Source organism: Polynucleobacter paludilacus (assembly GCF_018687595.1).
GTDB classification, from domain to species: domain Bacteria; phylum Pseudomonadota; class Gammaproteobacteria; order Burkholderiales; family Burkholderiaceae; genus Polynucleobacter; species Polynucleobacter paludilacus.
The window spans coordinates 1,573,511-1,592,959 of record NZ_CP061298.1; the positions used below are offsets into that span (position 1 = coordinate 1,573,511).

Below are 19,449 nucleotides of genomic sequence, written 5' to 3' on the forward strand. Positions count from 1 at the left end.
CTAGCAAGAGCTAGATTATTTGTAACGATCCTTGCGAATCTTGTCTTCCAAGAAAGTTATCACTTCGATTGCCTTTGCTTTGGAGCCAGCAATAGAAGGTGAAGTAACGTAGCGACCTTGCATCACAATCGTTGGCACACCATCAATGCGGTATTGCATCACCAATTGGTTGGCCGCTTTTGCTTTTGAAACCACTGCAAACGAGCGATAGTTCGTTAAAAACGCATTTCGATCGATGCCCTGTGAGGCTACCCAATCTGCAATTTCATTTTCAGTTAAGAGGCGTTTATTTTCTTTATGAATTGCATAGAAAACTTTGTCATTCAGAGCATCGGCCTTACCCATGGCCAATAGCGCATAGTAAAGCTGGCTATGCGGTAAAAAATCCTCTCTAAAGGCAACTGGTACCCTATGAAAAGCAACATCTTTGGGCTGGCTCTTAACCCAGGCACTTAATTCAGGTTCAAAGTCATAACAGTGTGGGCATCCGTACCAAAAGAATTCGATAACCTCAACCTTTCCCTTTGCAGTAACTGGCTGCGCATCAGGCAATACTCGATATTCAAATCCTTCTTCAATTTTTCCGCCAGGTATTTTGCCTTGCGCGTTTGCTACCCCAACTAATAGTAAGCAGGAAATAAAAAGGATTGCTCTTCTATTGAATGTGATCATGATTTATTGGATTTAATCAGAGTAGTTTTGATGCCCATTTTACTTAGCTTATCGCTGACCGCTTTACTGTCATCGGCTGAGTTGAATGGACCAACTCTGACGCGCCACACCGTATTGCCATCAGTTGTGAGCTCGCTGAGCTGCGATTGCACTCCCTGAATCGCTAAGTTTGCTTTTTGAGCATCTGCATCTGCTTGCTTACTAAAAGCGCCGACTTGCAAAAAGAATTCAGCCTCTGCTTTGGCCGCTGGGGCCGGATCAGGAGCCTTCTTGCCACTAACTAAATCCCCAATCGGATCTAAAGCCGGTGCAGTCGTTTTACCTTGCAAGGGTTTATTTAAATCTAGTGGCGCTGGCGGTGTTGAATCCTGGCCATCCGAGCTTGGAGCAGATTTGATATTTAAGGGGAGATTTGGGGCGCGTACTCCAGGTCTTTCCTGGGGTGTATTTTTGGACAAGTAAAACGCAATCAAAAGAGCGGCCCCAAGACCGACTGCGAGACCAAGCACGAATCCGATGAGAGTCCCACCATGTTCAGAATGGTCTTGAGTTGTGAAGCGTGACAATTGATTCGATTTTTTCATCATATCCTCATCTTACATTTTCACTGCAAGCCTTGCTCACATCTTAGTGGGTGCTGAAACCCCTAGCAATTTCAGGCCATTTTGCAGCACTTGCCGCGTTGCAGAAAGCAAAGCGATGCGCGCTAACTTTAAGGCTGGATCATCGACCAAGACCCGGTCAGCATTGTAAAAAGTATGGAAATCTCCTGCTAAATCTCGCAGATAAAAAGCGAGGGCATGAGGTGCTAGCTCTGTTGCTGCCGTTGCCAGCATTTCCGGATATTCGGCCAAGCGCCTTAAAAGATGATCAGAAGCTTTGCTATTGAGTAAAGATAAATCTGCAGTCATCAACTCACTAGGCTGACCACCCCACTGTTGGAGGATCGAACAAATCCGTGCGTGGGCATATTGCACATAAAACACAGGGTTCTCATCATTTTGTTGCAGAGCTAAATCAATATCGAATACGAATTCAGTATCAGCTTTGCGCGAAATTAAGAAGAAACGCACTGCATCACGACCACGCTGCAAAGCAAGGGCACGATCTGCCTCGTTCATCTCATCACTAACACCACCAGACCATTCAACCAGATCTCGGACGGTGACATAAGATCCTGCGCGCTTAGAAATCTTGACTTCCTCGCCATTGCGCATCACGGTTACCATCTTATGCAAGACATATTCAGGATAGGTTTTGGGAATAGTCCATCCCCGCTTTTGTGCTACACCCTGAAGACCTGAGCGAACTCGTGCGATCGTACCGTGGTGATCGCTTCCCTGAACATTAATCACCTTCTCAAAGCCACGTTGCCACTTGCTGGTATGGTAGGCAACATCAGGCACAAAGTAAGTAAAACTTCCATCAGACTTGCGCATCACACGATCTTTATCGTCTCCATCCGAAGTCGTATTGAGCCATAAGGCGCCCTCAGACTCATAGGTCTTTCCGACCTGACTTAAGTCTTGCACGATTTGAGCAACACTGCCATCGGTATATAAAGAAGATTCAAGATAGTAACAATCAAATTGCACACCAAACGTTTTAAGATCAATATCTTGTTCATTGCGCAAATAGGCAACTGCAAACTGACGAATTGCCTCCAAGCGATCTTCTGTGGAAGCGCTAGATATATCTGCTGCAGACCCTTTAAATGCCTGTGCAATATCAGCAATATATTCACCGTTATAAGCCTGCTCCGGCCACTCTGAATCGCCAGGCTTTAGTCCATCAAGACGTGCCTTAACTGATAGCGCCAGATTGGCGATTTGTACGCCTGCATCGTTGTAATAAAACTCTCGATGTACACGTATACCTTGGGTAGCCAATAAATTAGCCAGAGCATCACCAAGTGCGGCCTGTCTTCCATGTCCAACATGCAAAGGTCCCGTTGGGTTAGCAGAGACAAACTCGATCATGGCTTTAGGAGAATTTGGGCCAACCGGTACAACTCCAAAAGCTTCGCCAGCAGTCAAGACCTCATTGATCACTGAAGTCTTGGCCGCATTACTCAAACGAAAGTTAATAAATCCTGGACCAGCAATCTCACAAGCTTGAATTAACTCATCATAGCCAGCCTGTATTTTGAGGCGCTCGACTAGAGCTTGAGCCAATTCCCGAGGATTCATTTGCCATGCTTTAGCAATCTGTAGTGCAATATTGCAAGCAACATCACCATGTTCAACCGCTTTAGGCCGCTCTAGGCGTGGCTGAGCCGACTGCGCTTGGCCATGCTCTAGGGCCAAACTCTTTAAAGCGGCGCTCAGCATTGCGACTAAACGATTTTTATTGGTTAGCAACATAGAAGAGTGAGTTTATCAGGTGGTAAGCTATCAGAATGATCTATCAATTTCGCTCCAAGGCGGGCCCCGATGTGATTATGCTCAGCGATTTGACTGAGCGGATTTTTGCTATTCTGGGGCGCCAACTCGAAGCTCAGGGTATCTTTACCGTTGAGCAGCTCCCCAGCTTAATCACTTTGCTAGAAACTGCCATTTTGAATGACCTAGAGGAGCGCAAAGAAAACGATAAACCTAAACAAAGCGATCGCTTGGGGCAGCGCGCCTACCCTTTTTTAGAACTTCTAAAAGAATCGAGCGCTAAAAAAGAGCCGGTAATGTGGGGTGTTTAGGCTAATTTAGCTTAATCAAGTGAGCTGGATAATTGGCGCCGAACATCTTCAATTGCCTCACCACGACGCAGCGCTAAATCAGCTAACTGATCTTCAGAAACCCTACCCACATTAAAGTAACGGGCCTCAGGATGGGCGAGGTAAAAACCGCTCACGCTCGACGCCGGATTCATGGCCATCGATTCAGTCAAAGTCATTCCAATGTCCTCCGAACCCAGAACCCGTAATAAATCCTCTTTTACTTCATGCGCAGGGCAGGCGGGGTAACCAGGGGCCGGACGAATGCCTCGATACTCTTCATCGATCATTTGTTCATTAGTCAAAATCTCATCAGTGGCGTAGCCCCACAAATCGGTTCGTACTCGGTGATGCATTAACTCGGCAAAAGCCTCAGCCAATCGATCCGCCAAGGCCTTCAACATAATTGCGCTGTAGTCATCATGCTTAGCCTGAAACTCAGAAACTTTCTTTTCCACACCATGACCTGTGGTAACAGCAAAGCATCCCAGATAATCAGCAACACCAGAATCCTTGGGAGCAACATAATCCGCTAAACAACGATTGGGGCGACGTACTCCATCGACAATTGGCCGCTCGGATTGTTGGCGTAAGTTATGCCACACGAATAGAGGATGCTCTTTCGACTCATCGCTATATAAAACAATATCATCGCCAACTGTAGCGGCTGGGTAAAACGCTACTACAGCGTCAGCTTGTAACCACTGGCCCTGAATGAGTTTTTTCAATAAGACTTGGGCATCTTCAAAGACTTTGCGAGCCTCAACTCCAACGACCTCGTCATCCAAGATTGCTGGAAACTTGCCAGCTAAATCCCAAGTTTGAAAAAATGGTGTCCAGTCAATGTACTTGGCAATCTCACTGAGAGCAAAGTTCTTAAACACTCTACGCCCAATAAATTTGGGCTTCTCTGGCGTGTAATGCGCCCAATCAATTAATTCACGATTCTTGCGGGCTGCTTCTAACGAAATGGTTGGGGCGGCCTTTCGATTGGCGTGCTGTTTACGAATCCGCTCATAGTCATCGCGCAAATCTTGAATAAACTTTTTGGCACTCTCATCAGAGAGCAGACTAGAAGCAACCGAGACTGAGCGGGATGCATCTGGTACATATACAACTGGACCATCATAGTGAGGAGCAATCTTGACTGCAGTATGCACGCGCGATGTAGTAGCGCCACCAATCATGAGCGGAATCTGCTTCTCACGGAAATATGGATCGCGCTGCATTTCTTGCGCGACATAGGTCATCTCTTCTAAAGATGGAGTAATCAAGCCCGATAAGCCTACGATGTCTGCATTCTCATCTTTGGCTTTCTGTAAGATTTGAGCGCAAGGTACCATCACCCCCATATTAGCTACTTCAAAGTTATTACATTGCAACACTACAGTCACAATATTCTTACCAATGTCATGCACATCGCCCTTGACGGTAGCCATCACAATTTTGCCCTTGGCTTTAGCTTCTCCACCAGCGGCAACATGCTGACGCTTCTCTTCTTCAATATAGGGGATCAGTAAAGCAACAGCTTGCTTCATGACGCGAGCGCTCTTTACGACTTGGGGCAAAAACATCTTGCCTTCTCCAAATAAATCACCAACTACATTCATACCATCCATTAATGGACCTTCGATCACCTCGATCGGTCTACCGCCACCGCCCATGATCTCGGCCCGTAATTCTTCGGTATCTTCTTCAATAAAGCTGGTAATGCCGTTGACAAGCGCATGCGTTAAACGGGATCGCACAGGATCATCACGCCAAACCAAGTTCTCGACCTGTTTTGTGCCATCCCCTTTAAATTGATCAGCGATGGCCAACAATCTCTCGGTTGGAGTCTGACCATCTTTTTCTTTAAAGCGATTGAGAACAACATCTTCAACTCGCTCTTTGAGCTCGGGGTCGAGATCCTCATAAACACCCAACTGACCCGCATTGACGATACCCATGTCCATGCCGGCTTTAACAGCGTGATATAGAAAAACGGTATGAATTGCTTCACGAACCCGTTCATTGCCTCTAAATGAGAAGCTCACATTCGAAACACCGCCACTGATTTTGGCTCCAGGTAAGTTTTCCTTAATCCACCGAGTCGCATTAATGAAATCCACCGCATAGTTATCGTGCTCTTCAATACCAGTCGCAATCGCAAAAATATTGGGATCAAAAATAATGTCTTCTGCTGGAAATCCCACTTCATTGACGAGGATGTCATAGCAGCGCTTACAAATCTCCGTTTTGCGCTCATAGGTGTCCGCTTGACCCTGTTCATCGAAGGCCATTACTACTGTGGCGGCACCATAACGACGAATCAATTTTGCCTGCGCCCTAAAAGATGCTTCGCCTTCTTTTAAGGAAATCGAGTTAACAATTGGCTTGCCTTGAATACATTTCAAGCCCGCCTCAATCACACTCCATTTAGAGGAGTCGATCATGATCGGTACGCGGGCAATATCGGGTTCTGAGGCAATCAGATTGAGGAAGCGGGTCATGGCTGCTTCAGAATCCAACATGGCTTCGTCCATGTTGATATCAATAATCTGAGCGCCATTCTCAACTTGCTGTCGAGCAACCGTTAAGGCCTCATCAAATTGATTATTCAAAATCATCCGTGCAAAAGCTTTTGAGCCGGTGACGTTGGTTCGCTCGCCGATGTTTACAAAGCGTAAGTCTGCTGAAAGATTGAAGGCCTCAAGACCGGAGAGCTTCATCGTCATTCATCTACCTCAACAGTTTCTCGATAAAACGCCCGCGGCTTTCTTTTGGCAACCGCTTGAGCAATTGCCCGAATATGTTCTGGGGTTGTGCCACAGCACCCGCCTACGAGATTGACTAAGCCGTCTTTGGCAAAGCCATCAACCAAACTAGAAGTGATATCCGGCGTTTCATCAAAGCCGGTATCGCTCATCGGATTGGGCAAGCCTGCATTGGGATAGCAAGAGACTGCGGTATTACAGATTTTTGCGAGCTCAGCAATATAAGGGCGCATTAATGCGGCACCTAGAGCGCAATTTAATCCAAAGGTTAAAGGTTGTATATGACGCAGGCTATTCCAGAAAGCTTCAACAGTTTGCCCAGAAAGAATCCGGCCCGAGGCATCGGTCACCGTGCCAGAGATCATGACTGGTAGGCGCTCACCGGTTTCTTCAAAAAATTCATCCAAGGCAAACAAAGCGGCTTTTGCATTTAAGGTATCAAAGATAGTTTCTACTAGAAACAAATCCACGCCACCATCAAACAAGCCCTCAATCTGTTCACGATAAGAAGTGCGTAAGGTATCGAAACTCACATTACGCGCACCTGGATCATTAACATCGGGAGAGATACTAGCTGTCTTTGGTGTAGGTCCAATCGCGCCCGCAACAAAACGGGGCTTATCTGAAGTGCTGTATTTGTCACAAGCTAGGCGCGCCAACTTGGCTGAGACTTCATTCATCTCACGAGCCAATTCTGGCATTTTGTAATCCTCTTGGGCTACCGAAGTAGCGCCAAAAGTATTGGTCTCGATAATGTCTGCGCCAGCCTCCAAGTACTCCTCATGAATCTTCTGAATGATCTGGGGTTGGGTTAAAACCAATAACTCGTTATTTCCTTTAAGGTCGCCTGGGTGATTCTCAAAACGGGTATTACTAGGCAAACCCCGATAATCTTGTTCTGTAAGCTTGTACTGCTGGATCATGGTGCCCATTGCCCCATCCAGAATCAGAATGCGCTGTTTCAACAGCTCAGGCAGCGTCTGGCCACGCGTATAAGATGGAAAATGGGCTTTAGATTGCATTGTTACCAAACGAAGATTAATCTCTAGAATCCCTTATTCTATCGGCTTTAGCCACTTTTATCTGAATCGGAGCATATATGTTCGGAACTATCCCTGAATTTAATCAAAGCCTTGAAATGTTTAAAACCATGTGGGGTCAAAATGCCGCTGGTCAGATGCCGGGGCAATTCCCCTTTACCGCCGATTCCAGCAAGGCTAGCAATGGTTTTGCTGCAGCATTTCCAGGCCTAGATGTCGATGAGCTAGAAAAGCGTATTAAGGACCTCAAGAGCGTCGAAAACTGGCTCAATCTCAATCTCAATATCCTGAAATCAACTATTCAGGGTCTTGAAGTACAACATGCCACCATGATGGCTCTGAAATCTTTTGGAGATGCTGTTTCAGCCTCGACCAACGACCTCAAACAAAAGAGCGCTGCACCTAAGGCTGCGGCTAAACCACGGAAAACCGCAAAACCCCGTCGTCGCAAAGCTGGCGACGCAACTTTCCTCGACGCAGTAGGTAATTCAGATGAGCAATAGATTCACCCATGGCAAAAGTCATTTGGTGAATATCGAGTTCTCGTCTAAATAAGACGGACACGATCTCTCTCGCATGCGCAGGTTTTTGGCATGCGGCCATCGTTTCCGCGAGACGCTCATCGTGATGTTTCTTGAGCTGAGCTACTCTTACTTTGATTCCTGTAAAAGGTTTGCCATGGGAAGGCAAGACTAGCGTTTCATCAGGTAATGGTAAAAATCGCTCCAAAGAATCTAAATACAAACCCAATGGATCGGCATCGGGGTCTGCATCGTAGACACTCACATTGGTGGAGATGCGGGGTAATAACATGTCCCCTGATATTAAAACGCCTAAGTCTTTACAAAAAAGAGATGCATGTTCGGGCGCATGTCCAAACCCCATAATGACTTGCCAATCATGTCCCCCAATGATAATTTGCTCGCCATCAATAATGCGGCGATATTGTCTTGGTACACCAGGAACCATCTTGCTGTAGTAACTTGAGCGTCCCCGAATTTTTTCTAGGTCTTCTGGAGTGGTCAAACCATGTTTCTGAAAATGATCAGCTGAGCCTCCGCTGCCCGCCCTGTTACCATCTGCAGCCCCGCCCTCTTTGTGACTTAACCACTGCGCTGTCAAATAATCCGTCATTGAAATCCACAAAGGAGCATTCCAACGTTCGCATAGCCACTGTGATAAACCGATGTGATCAGGATGCATATGCGTCACGATGACACGCAAGACTGGCAAACCTTTCAACTGAGTGGCAAAGATCTGCTCCCACCCCGCCTGAGTCTCTTCATTAGCGATTCCGCAATCCACAATTGTCCAACCAGCAATACCATCAATTTGATCTTTTAAGAGCCACAAATTAATATGATCTAAAGCAAACGGCAGTCGCATTCTGAGCCAATACACTCCTGTTGCCACCTCAATACATTCGCCCATCTGGGGCAATTGATCGGCTAAGGGATAATGAATGGCGCGCTCTTGATCTGCTTTGCTTTGACTTTGTGTATTCATATTGATTGGTCTTGCTTTGACAACCGTTCCATCACCTTGTAATAACCATTGCAAAATTGACCCTCATAATGGATATTGCCGTGGTTGTTATCGATCGCTTCCAGAAATCACAAGCTGGTCCGTAATGACTGATGAGGAAAAACTTGGGGTCTACGCTCACATCTCTGAACGTAGACCCAAATAAAATTAGCTTACTTATTTACATCCACAATTAAGCGTCCACGCACATTGCCAGCCATCAACTTTTGCGCATACTCAATAGAGTCTGCCAGGCTGATTTCGTGAGAAATCTCATCTAGTGTTTTTAGATCTAGCAACTTGCTGAGTTGCTCGTAAGCAGCAATCCGTTTTCCACGTGGCACAGTAACGCTATTAATGCCATACAAAGTGACGCCACGCAAGATAAATGGCGCAACGGTTGAAGGAAAGTCCATGCCTTGTGCAAGACCGCAAGCGGCTACCGCGCCATCACTCTTAGTCTGGGCGCAAGCATTTGCAAGAGTATGACTGCCCACACTATCAACCACGGCAGCCCAACGCTCTTTAGCCAGTGGCTTGCCTGGGGCAGATAAGCTTGCGCGGTCAATCACTTCAGTGGCGCCCAGCTTTTTCAAGTAATCTGCCTCTGCCATCCGCCCAGTACTTGCAACTACCTTGAAACCCAACTTACTGAGTAAGGCGATCGCAATGCTCCCAACACCGCCAGCCGCACCTGTCACCAAGACCTCGCCATCGCTAGGTTTGGTTCCATGCTTTTCCAGCGCCATGATGCATAACATGGCCGTATACCCAGCAGTTCCAATAGCAAGCGCTTGCTTGGCAGTTAAGCCCTTGGGTATTGGAATCAACCAATCTGACTTCACTCGAGCCTGTTGCGCCAAACCACCCCAATGACCCTCACCTACACCCCAGCCATTCAGAAGCACCATATCGCCCACCTTAAAGTCGGGACTACTGCTCTCCAAGACCTCGCCGGCAAAATCAATGCCGGGCACCATCGGAAAACTTCGCACTACTGGGCCTTTGCCAGTAATCGCTAAGCCATCTTTGTAATTTAGGGTGGAATACAGCACTTTTACCCTGACATCCCCCTCAGGCAGGCTAGATTCATCGACTTGAGCCAACTCAGCCCGATACCCCTGATCATCCTTATTTACTAAAATGGCCTTAAACATATCCTATCCTTATATAAAATCCCGTTTTACGATAAACAAACTGCTTAAAAGGTTTATCCTAGCAAGCATTATTGACGATGGACGTTCCCATGAAAAAAATTCTACTCTTAAGTATTGTTTCAAGCTTCATTCTCACTGGATGCTACCCAGCTTCAGTAGACATGTCCCTGGGTAATATGCGTCTGATTACCTCTAGCGCAGATCCTCAAGATACCGAGAACTTTGCCATGAAGACTTGTAAGAACGATTTTTATGAAGGGGCTAGCTTCTTATCTAAGGCTGGCAAAGAATATCGCTTTAAGTGCGTTAAGGCTGAAGAGAATGAAGTCTTGATTCCGATTCCTGGTACCACCATCAACCCAGAAAACACAGCCGGAGCGAAGTGAGTCCTTTTACCTCACAAGAACTTCGCAAGGGCTTTTCTTCTTTCGCAACTGGGGTGACTGTCATCACCTGTTTAGATGACAGTCATCAAGCTCATGGCATCACCATCAGCTCCTTTAATACGGTCTCTCTTGAGCCGCCACTCATCTTGTGGAGCTTAAAAAAGCATTCTCGTTTAATGCCCTTCTTTGAAGTTGGGCATCTACAGCTAATTCACGTTCTTGCAAGAGGTCAGGAAGATCTTGCGATGCATTTTGCTACTGTCAAAGAAAATCAGTTTGATGGCGTAGCCCACTGTGTCACTGCAAACGGACTGACACAGGTTAATGATTGTGTTGCTTATTATGAGTGCGAGACCATCTCTGTATATGCCGGCGGCGATCACAACATTATTGTTGCTAAAGTACTGCAGCTCCAAAATCATCCGGAGCGTGAGCCCCTCATTTTTGCCAAGAGCAAATTTGTTGGTCTTGATTTAGCAACGAATAACTAAATCGTCGAACCAAGCAGGATTACTCGACAGTTACACTCTTTGCAAGATTGCGAGGTTTGTCGACATCCGTTCCGCGTGCACAGGCAGTGTGATATGCGAGTAACTGCAAAGGTACAACGTGCAGGATAGGGGATAAATTGCCGTAGTGCTCAGGCAATCGAATCACATGAATTTCGTCAGTGTTCACAATATCAGTATCGTGATCAGCAAATACGTAGAGCATTCCACCACGCGCCTTAACTTCTTGCATGTTCGACTTGAGCTTCTCGAGCAATTCATCCTTTGGCGCGATGGTGACTACAGGCATCTTGTCGGTGACTAATGCCAAAGGGCCATGTTTAAGCTCTCCAGCGGGATAAGCTTCAGCATGAATATAAGAAATTTCTTTGAGCTTGAGTGCGCCTTCTAAAGCAATTGGGTAATGCATGCCTCTTCCCAAAAACAGCGCATTCTCACATTTAGCAAAGGCCTCACTCCACGCAATGATTTGGGGCTCGAGCGCTAAAACGGAATGTAGCGCTTTAGGCAAATGCCGCAACTCTCTTAAGAGTTTCTTTTCTTGATCAGCATTTAACTTACCAGCGCGCTTTGCAATCGACAATGTCAGTAGGTAAAGCGCGAGTAATTGGGTTGTAAATGCTTTGGTAGAGGCAACACCAATCTCAGCTCCAGCCTTGGTCAAAAAATGCCAATCGGTTTCGCGCACCATCGCACTAGAAGCGACGTTACAAATTGCCAGAGTAAAGCGATGTCCCAGGCTTTTAGCATGCCGCAGGGCCGCCAAAGTGTCAGCCGTTTCACCCGACTGGGAAACCACAATGACTAGAGTGTTAGGAAAAGATACTGTTTTGCGATAGCGATATTCACTCGCAATTTCTACTTGAGTAGGAATACCCGCAATCTCTTCTAACCAATACTTCGCAACGCAAGCCGAGTAATAACTTGTACCGCAGGCCAAAATCAAAATCTGATCAAAGGTATTCCAATCTGCTGGCTTCGCTCCAAATAATTCAGCTCCAAATTGAGTAATGTTGGCAAGGGTATCGCCGATTGCACGAGGTTGCTCAAAAATCTCTTTTTGCATGTAATGCTGGTATGGGCCCAGATCGACCGCTTCTGATTGAGTAGGCATGGGCTTAGAGGCCCTCTTCACTTCTTGTCCAGCCTGGTCCAGAATCTGGATAGTGCTCGCTTTAATGACTGCTACATCACCCTCTTCTAGATACACCATAGAGTGGGCGCGTCCAGCTAATGCAAGAGCATCTGAGGCCAGGAAGTTTTCGCTCTCACCCAATGCGATGACTAAGGGCGACCCTACGCGAGCCCCGATCAGAAGCTCTGGCTGATCTTGCGCAATGACGCCGACGGCATATGCGCCATGCAATCTCGGTAGTACTGATCTCACAGCGAATCCAAGATCTTTTTGTCCTTCAGCTACATAAGCTTGATGAATTAAATGGGCAATGACCTCAGTATCTGTTTCTGAGGTAAATACGTAGCCTGCGGACTGAAGCTCTGACCTAAGAGCTTCATAATTCTCGATGATGCCGTTATGGACGACTGCAATCAGTCCATTTGAAATATGGGGATGAGCGTTCTGTGTATCAGGCTTGCCATGGGTTGCCCAGCGTGTATGCGCAATGCCTAAGGTGCCAATAAATTGCTTACCTTGCTCAGCCAACTCAGCAACACGCGCAGTGGTTCTAGCACGCTCAATAGGATGTTTGGTGTCAGCACTATTAATAACAGCAAAGCCGCAAGAGTCATAACCGCGGTACTCTAAGCGACGCAAGCCCTCAATCAATACTTCGACAATATTTTTACTAGAGACAGCGCCGACGATTCCGCACATTACTTGCGACCCTTCAGTACCTTCTTGGCTACCTTCTTCACTGCTTGCTTAGTAGCGGCTTTAACGGTGACTTTTTTTGTAGGTCGCTTCCACTCTAAAGAGATTTGCTTCACTCTCGAAATCGTCAATTGATTAGCGGGCGCATCTTTGGTCAGAGTGGTACCGGCACCCAAGGTCGCTCCACGCTTCACCCGAATTGGTGCCACTAACTGAGTGTCGGAGCCAATGAAGACATCATCTTCAATAATCGTTTGATGTTTATTGACGCCATCGTAGTTACAGGTAATAGTACCCGCCCCAATATTGACGCGGGCACCCACAACTGAATCGCCAACATAAGATAAGTGATTGGCCTTACTATTGCTTCCAATCTTGCTATTTTTCACTTCGACGAAGTTCCCGATATGCACTTCATTGGCGAGCTCGGCACCAGGACGTAAGCGAGCATAAGGGCCAATCACCGCATTTGCCCCCACCTTTGCGCCATCTAAGTGGCTGAAGGGGTGAATGGAAACGTCTTTACCAATGTCGCAATCGCGAACGATGCAATAGGGTCCGATCTTCACTCCCGAGGCTAGGCGCACGCTTCCCTCAAAAACACAACCTACATCAATGAAAACATCACTTCCGCAATCGAGCTTGCCACGAATATCAATCCGAGCAGGGTCAGCCAAAGATACGCCGCCCTCCATTAAGTCTTTTGCCAATTGCAGTTGATATACCCGCTCTAGGCTAGCCAATTGCTCACGGCTATTCACCCCAATGATTTCAAACTCACGATCAGCTTGCGCTGTCCGAATGGGAACGCCATCCTTCACTGCCATGGCGATGACGTCAGTTAAATAGTATTCCCCTTGAGCATTATTAGCACTTAATGACTTCAGCCATTTTTTTAGGGGAGTCGTTGGCAACACCATGATGCCGGTATTAATTTCAGTAATCTGCTTTTGTGCAAACGTCGCATCTTTCTCTTCAACAATGGCACATACTGCACCATTGGAACCTCGGATGATGCGGCCGTAGCCTGTTGGTACATCAACATTTTGGGTCAATAAAGCTAGGGCAGATTCCTGACCACGAGCGCCATCTGCTAATTTAGCGAGGATGCTGAGCGTTCTCTTACTAGTCAGCGGAACATCTCCATAAAGAACTAAAGTGGGCTCTTGGGAATCCAGCTTACTCAAGGTCTGCAAAAGCGCGTGGCCGGTCCCTTTTTGCTCTGCCTGCAAAACAGTGCTGACTTTATTAAAGACAGGATGTTGGGCTAAAAACTGCTTGACGTCTCCTGCGCCGTGACCAACAACAACAATCGGGCCTTGTTTAACCTGCTTTCCCAGCAAAGATAAAGCGGTATCCAGCACATATTGCAAGAGGGGCTTGCCAGCGAGATTTTGCAAAACTTTGGGCAATGCGGATTTCATCCGCTTACCCTGTCCTGCAGCCAAAATGACGATGTTCATATCAAAGGATTATAAGTCCCTGGAATCAGGGTTCCACAAGCCAATTCATCCAATTCAGCCTCATCGATCGCCTTGTCTCCAGCCGATCTAGCGGCAATTCCAGACAGAACTGAAGAAATATCAAGGTTTTTAAAATCAAAGGCCTCTGCGTCCATTAAGTGCGAAGGGACGATGTGATGCATTGCTCGAAATATATTCTCTACGCGGCCCGGATATTGCTTTTCCCATTCGCGCAACATTTGTTTCATAGCCTGCCGCTGTAAATTTGGCTGGCTACCGCACAAGTCACATGGAATGATTGGGAAGTTCATATCAGCCGCATACCGCTCTAATAATTTCTCTGGCACATACGCTAATGGACGAATCACAATATGCTTGCCATCATCCGAACGGAGTTTAGGTGGCATACCCTTAAGTTTGCCCGCATGAAATAAATTAAGTAATAAGGTTTGCAAAATGTCATCACGATGATGGCCAAGTGCAATTTTTGTGGCACCCAACTCATCCGCTACGCGGTACAAAATGCCACGACGCAAGCGTGAACATAATCCACAAGTTGTTTTGCCTTCTGGAATCACCCGCTTCACAATGCTATAGGTGTCTTGCTCTTCAATATGAAAAGGCACGCCCAATGCAGACAAGTAATTTGGCAAAGTCTCCGCGGGAAAGTTAGGTTGTTTCTGATCTAAGTTAACAGCGACAATCTCAAACTGAATCGGGGCTCGCTCACGCAACTTGAGCAATATATCAAGCATGGCAAAACTATCTTTTCCACCCGATACACAAACCATGACTTTGTCACCATCTTCAATCATGCCAAAGTCGCCAATGGCTTGACCGGCCAAACGACAAAGCTTTTTCTCTAGCTTATTTTCTTCGAAGGCGACTTTACGAATATCGTTCATAGCATTTAAAAATTAGCCCGGCTTGATGCGAAAAACTTCTACGCCTACTGAATGGCAGTCAGGATAGACATCTGGCTTGGCAGTGCTAACACGAACCGCCAACACTTTTGGGTGAGCCAGCATAGCGGCAACAATATCATCACAAAAAGTTTCTTGTAAGTGGATATGGCCCTGCAAAGCCCTATTCTTAATGGTTTCGCGGATAAAGTCATAGTCAACCACCTCTCCCAATAAATCTTGTTTAGGAGTATTGAGTCCAAGTGGAATATATAAATCCACATTGAGAATCACGCGTTGTTCCGCTTTCTTCTCAAAATCATGAACGCCGATATTGATGTAAATCTCGTAGTCGCGCAAATATAAACGGCGGCAGTCAATCAGACTAGGATGGGAGAGAATGGCTTGCATGAGTTAATTTACCTTGGTCATTTAGTGAGTCTTGAACATCACATCTCGCTCCGATGGCAACAAATGTTGCCCACCATCAACGTAGAGTGTCGTTCCAGTAATTGCAGATGACTCTGCTAAAAATATAGCGGCTTTAGCCACATCGATTGCCTTAGAAGAGCGACCGAGCGGGGTCATTTGATGCGCCTTTGAAAATCCCTCTGCTGTTTGATCGCCAGAAGGGAGCGTAATTCCAGGAGCTAGTCCAATCACGCGGAGTAAAGGGGCAAAATCGACTGCCAAAATTTCGATTGAGCTGAGTAAGGCGCTTTTTGATAGCGTGTAAGACAAGTAATCTGGATTGGGATTAATGAGTTTTTGATCTAGTAGCTGTATCACTGACGGAATACATTCCCCTTGTAACTGATATTGCTTCTGATGTTCAAAAAACATTTGCGAAAGAATGATTGGCGCTGTCAAGTTCACCTGCATATGTGCCAATACATTTTTTCCACTTAAAGGAGTATCTGAATTCGCCCGATCATATTCAAAAATTGAAGCACTATTAATGATGCAGCCTAGATTCGGAAATGCCTTAGCTACAGCTGTAAATAGTTCTTTTGCTTCTACCTCGTTACTCAAGTCAGCCTGAAAAGCTAGCGCCTTGACCCCGAGGGCAAGGATATCGGAAACCGTCTGCTTTGCTTCAGTAGCGGATCGACCATAATGAATAGCAATGTCCCAACCCTGACGAGCAAATTCCAAAGCAATTTCTCGACCCAAACGCTTTGCAGCGCCGGTCACTAAAACGGCTTTATTTGACGTAAATTGGGACGCAGAACTCATGTGCAGTTAAATTCTCTTAGACTAGCGAGCTATGGATATTACCTTGACCAGCCTAGAAGCGGAGCATAGCCAACTGCTCAGCAGCAAAATTCGTGCTGAAATCAATGCTAAAGGCGGCTGGATCCCCTTCTCCCACTTTATGCAAATGGCCCTGTACGAACCCGGCATGGGCTATTACAGCGCTGGCGCCCATAAACTGGGAGCAGGGGGTGACTTTACGACAGCTCCTGAATTAAGCCCATTATTTGGCTCCGCAGTTGCCAATACCCTCTTACCGGTTCTGGAAGGGTTTAAATCAAAAGGTCTGCCAAGCAAAATTTTAGAATTTGGAGCTGGCACCGGAAAATTGGCTGAGGCGATTTTGCAGCACCTGGGCAAACAGGGCTTTAGCCTCGATGCTTACGAAATTATCGAAATCTCTCCAGACTTGGCTGCCAGACAGCAATCGCGTCTAAACCACCTAATCGCTAGTCAAGAGAGCAGCACTACTTGTCACTGGCTAGATGAATTACCCCAAAACTATCAGGGGGTGATTATTGCTAACGAGGTCATCGACGCCATTCCTTGTGAGCTGATTATTTTTGAGAACGGCTTTTGGCATTGGCGCGGAGTCTCTGATGAGAATGGGCAGTTTCTTTGGAAGACCGGTAAACCGGTTAACCAAAATGCATTACCCACAATCTTATTAAATGGAAATTTTCCCGAAGGCTACACGACTGAACTGCATCCGCAAGCTCACGCTTGGATGCGTCAAGTCGCACAGCAACTTCAGACTGGATTATTTCTGACTTTAGATTATGGCTTTCCAGAGTCTGAGTACTATCACGCTCAAAGACAAGAAGGTACTTTGATTACGCATCACCGCCACCATGCAATACCCGACCCCTTTCATTTGCCGGGTCTTTGTGATTTAACGACACATGTGGAGTGGCTTGAGCTTGCTCGTATTGCTCTCGCAGAACAAGCAGATGACGTTTTCCTGACTAATCAAGGGGCTTATCTGCTAGACGCAGGGATCGGTGAACTGGCTTTAGAGCTTGCTGATCCAAAAGACGCTGAAACATTTTTGCCAATCTCCAACGCCTTACAAAAACTACTCTCTGAAGCAGAGATGGGCGAGCTCTTTAAAGCGTTTGCTTTCTCAAAGAATTTGAGTGATCTCATTCCAGGACAACATCTTCAAGACTTGCCCGGTTTGGGTGGTCGTAATCGCCTCTAGCTAAAGAGCTGCAGCAATCGCTGCTAAGCGCGCCTTTTCCACCACTAGCCGAATCTTCTCGCCGTTATTTCTATCGGAGGAGTCAAGATCAGCAATGCATTGCGCTAACTCTAGGGCTTGGGCTTTTTGTAAGGCCTGAATCAGATCGCTCACCTCAAAGCCGATTTGTTTGGCCAGGGTCAAAACCATCATCGCTCGCTCTGGCTTGCGCCACACATCAGCACGATTAAACCAAGCCAGAATCTCTTGAGCAGTATTTTTCTGATCTCCTCTTTGCTTTAACAAGAGATTCAGTTCGCTAAAAATTTCACTGAAGTCGCGAACTTCATTTGGCATCTTTACCGCCTCTGACCATGCTCGAATTTCAGTAGCAGGTAAATTCATGAGCACCACTGCACAACGCTCCTCTAATGTTGGAGGGACAATCCGCAAATAGTCTCGCAAGCTCTCTCGTTGTGGTTCATCGATGAGCTGCGCATTTAGACTGCTTGGTAACAGCAATTTTGCAGCGCCAGCATCCAGTAAGACCTGAAACATCCGCATGGGCTTAGTGGCTGTTAGACCTCTTGATAGCTCTTGCCAAATTCTTTCCGATGAGAGTGCTGCCAGCTCGCCAGATCGAACGATTGCTTGAATTGCGAGGAGGGTTTCCTCGGCTACGATAAATTCAGGAAAGCGGGCGGCAAAGCGGGCCACCCGAAGTAAACGTAGAGGGTCCTCAGCAAAAGCATCGGAGACATGACGCAAAATCTTTTTCGCTAAATCTGCTTGTCCATTAAATGGATCAATGATGGGGCCCACCCACTCGCCATTTTCAGAGAGCTCTTGTGCCATGGCATTGATGGTTAAATCACGACGCTCAAGGTCTTGCTCCAGGGTGACAGAAGGATCTGTATGGAATACAAAACCTTTATACCCAGCGCCTGTTTTGCGCTCTGTTCTAGCCAAGGCATATTCAGCTTGAGTGGCGGGATGTAAAAAAACAGGGAAGTCCTTGCCGACTGGACGAAAACCTTTTGCAAGCATTTCCTCTACAGAACTTCCTACCACCACATAATCGATATCGTGGGCTGGGATGCCCATCAGGGTATCTCGTATTGCGCCACCAACAGCGTAGGTTTTCACGAACTAGCCCATTCCTTCAAGCGTATGGCGACTCATTCCAAAGACATCCACTAAGGCATCTTGACTATTAACAGGCAAAGTATTGGGCAAACTCATCGAAGCAATATTATCTCGAGACATTAGCGTAGGTCCCGGTAAATATTCAAATGCAAGGGCTTGCAAATACCCGACTAGATTGGGCACAGGAATAATTAAACACTTTGTCTTGGCTTTACGAGCCGCAAACTCCACAATGGCCTTCATCGTTAATACATCTGGTCCAACTAAATCATAGGACTGGTGAATTGTCTGGGGCATAGTGAGCGATTTCACAAATGCACTGGCTACATCATCAACGCTGACAGGCTGAAACTGTGCATCACAATGCGCTAAAGGCAAAGCCGGAAATAATGTTGTTAGCTTAGAAAATAAATTAATGAACTGATCGGCCGCACCAAAAATGACAGAGGGTCTAAAGATTGTCCAATCGAGATTGCTCGCCTTCACTGCAGCCTCTCCAGCGCCTTTACTCCGCTGGTACATCGAAGGGCCGTGCTCGTCGGCACCTAAAGCACTCATATGAAGATAGCGCTTCAGGCCATGCAATTGCATTGCGGTAATAATGTTTTTGGGCAGCTCGACATGCGCCGCCTTAAATACTTTGCCATAGGGTTTGTCGGGCTGATCATGCAGAACGCCTACCAAATTAATCACGGCTCCATGAGAGCGCACGCGACCGCATAAATTTTGTAGCTCATCAAAATCATGAATATCAGCATCCTCAAGATGCACCTTAGGTAACATTCTGAGTTCACGAGCCGCGCTTAAATGTCGAGTAGGCAGCAATACTGAATAACCCGCATTTTGTAGTTTTGCCGATAAAACGCGGCCCACAAATCCATTGCCACCGATGAGTAAGATGTCGTATTTCATAAGATTG

General features: G+C 46.6%; 20 protein-coding genes. 6 read left to right on the forward strand and 14 right to left on the reverse strand.

Annotation, left to right across the window (positions count from 1 at the left end):
• Positions 1-15: 15 nt before the first annotated feature.
• The 3 genes from AOC06_RS08255 to argS are packed head-to-tail and all read right to left on the reverse strand — an operon-like array spanning position 16 to position 3,035.
• Complete coding sequence (locus AOC06_RS08255) at positions 16-672, reverse strand: thiol:disulfide interchange protein DsbA/DsbL (RefSeq protein WP_215380128.1); 657 nt, start codon at positions 670-672, stop codon at positions 16-18.
• The gene (locus tag AOC06_RS08260; RefSeq protein WP_255879946.1) at positions 669-1,259 is read right to left on the reverse strand and encodes an SPOR domain-containing protein; all 591 of its coding nucleotides are present in this window, start codon (positions 1,257-1,259) and stop codon (positions 669-671) included. Before AOC06_RS08260 ends, AOC06_RS08255 begins: the two co-directional genes overlap by 4 nt.
• A 33-nt stretch (positions 1,260-1,292) precedes the next feature.
• Positions 1,293-3,035 (reverse strand): arginine--tRNA ligase, encoded by a 1,743-nt coding sequence (argS, locus tag AOC06_RS08265; protein WP_215380130.1) that lies wholly within the window; start codon positions 3,033-3,035, stop codon positions 1,293-1,295.
• A gap of 35 nt (positions 3,036-3,070) precedes the next feature.
• On the opposite strand from argS, the gene AOC06_RS08270 reads away from it, so the two are divergent.
• Positions 3,071-3,364 (forward strand): DUF1840 domain-containing protein, encoded by a 294-nt coding sequence (locus AOC06_RS08270; protein ID WP_215380131.1) that lies wholly within the window; start codon positions 3,071-3,073, stop codon positions 3,362-3,364.
• 11 nt (positions 3,365-3,375) lie between these two features.
• On the opposite strand, the gene metH is transcribed toward AOC06_RS08270, so the two are convergent.
• Positions 3,376-6,093, reverse strand: a complete 2,718-nt coding sequence (gene metH, locus AOC06_RS08275; RefSeq protein ID WP_439650703.1) for a methionine synthase — start codon at positions 6,091-6,093, stop codon at positions 3,376-3,378.
• Between the two features lie 2 nt (positions 6,094-6,095).
• Positions 6,096-7,160, reverse strand: coding sequence for a homocysteine S-methyltransferase family protein (locus AOC06_RS08280; protein WP_215380135.1), 1,065 nt, complete (start codon positions 7,158-7,160; stop codon positions 6,096-6,098).
• Positions 7,161-7,237: 77 nt separating this feature from the next.
• Between AOC06_RS08280 and AOC06_RS08285 the strand changes: the two genes are divergently transcribed.
• Positions 7,238-7,681 (forward strand): PhaM family polyhydroxyalkanoate granule multifunctional regulatory protein, encoded by a 444-nt coding sequence (locus AOC06_RS08285; RefSeq protein WP_215380136.1) that lies wholly within the window; start codon positions 7,238-7,240, stop codon positions 7,679-7,681.
• Here the strand turns inward: AOC06_RS08285 and AOC06_RS08290 are convergent.
• A complete protein-coding gene (locus AOC06_RS08290) occupies positions 7,593-8,684 on the reverse strand; it encodes an MBL fold metallo-hydrolase (protein WP_215380138.1) in 1,092 nt (363 codons plus the stop codon). The genes AOC06_RS08285 and AOC06_RS08290 overlap by 89 nt on opposite strands.
• A gap of 16 nt (positions 8,685-8,700) precedes the next feature.
• Here AOC06_RS08290 and AOC06_RS08295 point away from each other — a divergent pair, with 16 nt between their 5' ends.
• Positions 8,701-8,868, forward strand: a complete 168-nt coding sequence (locus AOC06_RS08295) for a DUF1289 domain-containing protein (protein ID WP_215380140.1) — start codon at positions 8,701-8,703, stop codon at positions 8,866-8,868.
• Positions 8,869-8,875: 7 nt separating this feature from the next.
• Here the strand turns inward: AOC06_RS08295 and acuI are convergent, their stop codons facing one another.
• Positions 8,876-9,859: an acrylyl-CoA reductase (NADPH) gene (gene acuI, locus AOC06_RS08300; RefSeq protein ID WP_215380143.1), complete on the reverse strand. Its 984-nt coding sequence runs from the start codon at positions 9,857-9,859 to the stop codon at positions 8,876-8,878.
• Positions 9,860-9,948: 89 nt separating this feature from the next.
• On the opposite strand from acuI, the gene AOC06_RS08305 reads away from it, so the two are divergent.
• Together AOC06_RS08305 and AOC06_RS08310 are read left to right on the forward strand one after the other, a co-directional pair.
• Entirely contained in the window at positions 9,949-10,245 is a 297-nt protein-coding gene (locus AOC06_RS08305) for a hypothetical protein (RefSeq protein WP_215380146.1), read from the forward strand.
• A complete protein-coding gene (locus tag AOC06_RS08310; RefSeq protein WP_215380148.1) occupies positions 10,242-10,736 on the forward strand; it encodes a flavin reductase family protein in 495 nt (164 codons plus the stop codon). Before AOC06_RS08305 ends, AOC06_RS08310 begins: the two co-directional genes overlap by 4 nt.
• Positions 10,737-10,755: 19 nt before the next feature.
• Here the strand turns inward: AOC06_RS08310 and glmS are convergent, their stop codons facing one another.
• From glmS to AOC06_RS08335, 5 genes are read right to left on the reverse strand one after another with little or no spacing between them, the layout of a single operon-like run.
• The gene (gene glmS / locus AOC06_RS08315; protein ID WP_215380149.1) at positions 10,756-12,588 is read right to left on the reverse strand and encodes a glutamine--fructose-6-phosphate transaminase (isomerizing); all 1,833 of its coding nucleotides are present in this window, start codon (positions 12,586-12,588) and stop codon (positions 10,756-10,758) included.
• Positions 12,588-14,048: a bifunctional UDP-N-acetylglucosamine diphosphorylase/glucosamine-1-phosphate N-acetyltransferase GlmU gene (gene glmU / locus AOC06_RS08320; protein WP_215380151.1), complete on the reverse strand. Its 1,461-nt coding sequence runs from the start codon at positions 14,046-14,048 to the stop codon at positions 12,588-12,590. The genes glmS and glmU overlap by 1 nt, the downstream gene beginning before the upstream one ends.
• Positions 14,045-14,953 carry a tRNA 2-thiocytidine(32) synthetase TtcA gene (gene ttcA / locus AOC06_RS08325; protein WP_215336495.1) on the reverse strand — a complete coding sequence of 303 codons (909 nt, stop codon included), beginning with the start codon at positions 14,951-14,953 and terminating at the stop codon, positions 14,045-14,047. Before ttcA ends, glmU begins: the two co-directional genes overlap by 4 nt.
• 12 nt (positions 14,954-14,965) lie before the next feature.
• Positions 14,966-15,361: a dihydroneopterin aldolase gene (locus tag AOC06_RS08330; RefSeq protein WP_215336496.1), complete on the reverse strand. Its 396-nt coding sequence runs from the start codon at positions 15,359-15,361 to the stop codon at positions 14,966-14,968.
• A gap of 21 nt (positions 15,362-15,382) precedes the next feature.
• Positions 15,383-16,186: an SDR family oxidoreductase gene (locus AOC06_RS08335; RefSeq protein ID WP_215380152.1), complete on the reverse strand. Its 804-nt coding sequence runs from the start codon at positions 16,184-16,186 to the stop codon at positions 15,383-15,385.
• 31 nt (positions 16,187-16,217) lie between these two features.
• Here AOC06_RS08335 and AOC06_RS08340 point away from each other — a divergent pair, with 31 nt between their 5' ends.
• Complete coding sequence (locus AOC06_RS08340; protein WP_215380154.1) at positions 16,218-17,405, forward strand: class I SAM-dependent methyltransferase; 1,188 nt, start codon at positions 16,218-16,220, stop codon at positions 17,403-17,405.
• Here AOC06_RS08340 and AOC06_RS08345 read toward each other — a convergent pair whose 3' ends face one another.
• Both AOC06_RS08345 and AOC06_RS08350 read right to left on the reverse strand, forming a co-directional pair.
• A complete protein-coding gene (locus AOC06_RS08345; RefSeq protein WP_215380157.1) occupies positions 17,406-18,530 on the reverse strand; it encodes a tRNA nucleotidyltransferase/poly(A) polymerase-related protein in 1,125 nt (374 codons plus the stop codon).
• A gap of 3 nt (positions 18,531-18,533) precedes the next feature.
• The gene (locus AOC06_RS08350) at positions 18,534-19,442 is read right to left on the reverse strand and encodes a complex I NDUFA9 subunit family protein (protein WP_215380160.1); all 909 of its coding nucleotides are present in this window, start codon (positions 19,440-19,442) and stop codon (positions 18,534-18,536) included.
• Positions 19,443-19,449 lie beyond the last annotated feature (7 nt).

Coding starts and splice junctions, on each gene's coding strand:
- metH (WP_439650703.1), bottom strand. CDS start 6,093: ATGAAGCTCTCCGGTCTTGAGGCCTTCAATCTTTCAGCAGACTTACGC.
- AOC06_RS08270 (WP_215380131.1), top strand. CDS start 3,071: ATGATCTATCAATTTCGCTCCAAGGCGGGCCCCGATGTGATTATGCTC.
- AOC06_RS08285 (WP_215380136.1), top strand. CDS start 7,238: ATGTTCGGAACTATCCCTGAATTTAATCAAAGCCTTGAAATGTTTAAA.
- AOC06_RS08255 (WP_215380128.1), bottom strand. CDS start 672: ATGATCACATTCAATAGAAGAGCAATCCTTTTTATTTCCTGCTTACTA.
- AOC06_RS08290 (WP_215380138.1), bottom strand. CDS start 8,684: ATGAATACACAAAGTCAAAGCAAAGCAGATCAAGAGCGCGCCATTCAT.
- AOC06_RS08330 (WP_215336496.1), bottom strand. CDS start 15,361: ATGCAAGCCATTCTCTCCCATCCTAGTCTGATTGACTGCCGCCGTTTA.
- AOC06_RS08305 (WP_215380146.1), top strand. CDS start 9,949: ATGAAAAAAATTCTACTCTTAAGTATTGTTTCAAGCTTCATTCTCACT.
- AOC06_RS08340 (WP_215380154.1), top strand. CDS start 16,218: ATGGATATTACCTTGACCAGCCTAGAAGCGGAGCATAGCCAACTGCTC.
- AOC06_RS08280 (WP_215380135.1), bottom strand. CDS start 7,160: ATGCAATCTAAAGCCCATTTTCCATCTTATACGCGTGGCCAGACGCTG.
- argS (WP_215380130.1), bottom strand. CDS start 3,035: ATGTTGCTAACCAATAAAAATCGTTTAGTCGCAATGCTGAGCGCCGCT.
- acuI (WP_215380143.1), bottom strand. CDS start 9,859: ATGTTTAAGGCCATTTTAGTAAATAAGGATGATCAGGGGTATCGGGCT.
- AOC06_RS08335 (WP_215380152.1), bottom strand. CDS start 16,186: ATGAGTTCTGCGTCCCAATTTACGTCAAATAAAGCCGTTTTAGTGACC.
- glmU (WP_215380151.1), bottom strand. CDS start 14,048: ATGAACATCGTCATTTTGGCTGCAGGACAGGGTAAGCGGATGAAATCC.
- AOC06_RS08260 (WP_255879946.1), bottom strand. CDS start 1,259: ATGATGAAAAAATCGAATCAATTGTCACGCTTCACAACTCAAGACCAT.
- AOC06_RS08350 (WP_215380160.1), bottom strand. CDS start 19,442: ATGAAATACGACATCTTACTCATCGGTGGCAATGGATTTGTGGGCCGC.
- glmS (WP_215380149.1), bottom strand. CDS start 12,588: ATGTGCGGAATCGTCGGCGCTGTCTCTAGTAAAAATATTGTCGAAGTA.
- ttcA (WP_215336495.1), bottom strand. CDS start 14,953: ATGAACGATATTCGTAAAGTCGCCTTCGAAGAAAATAAGCTAGAGAAA.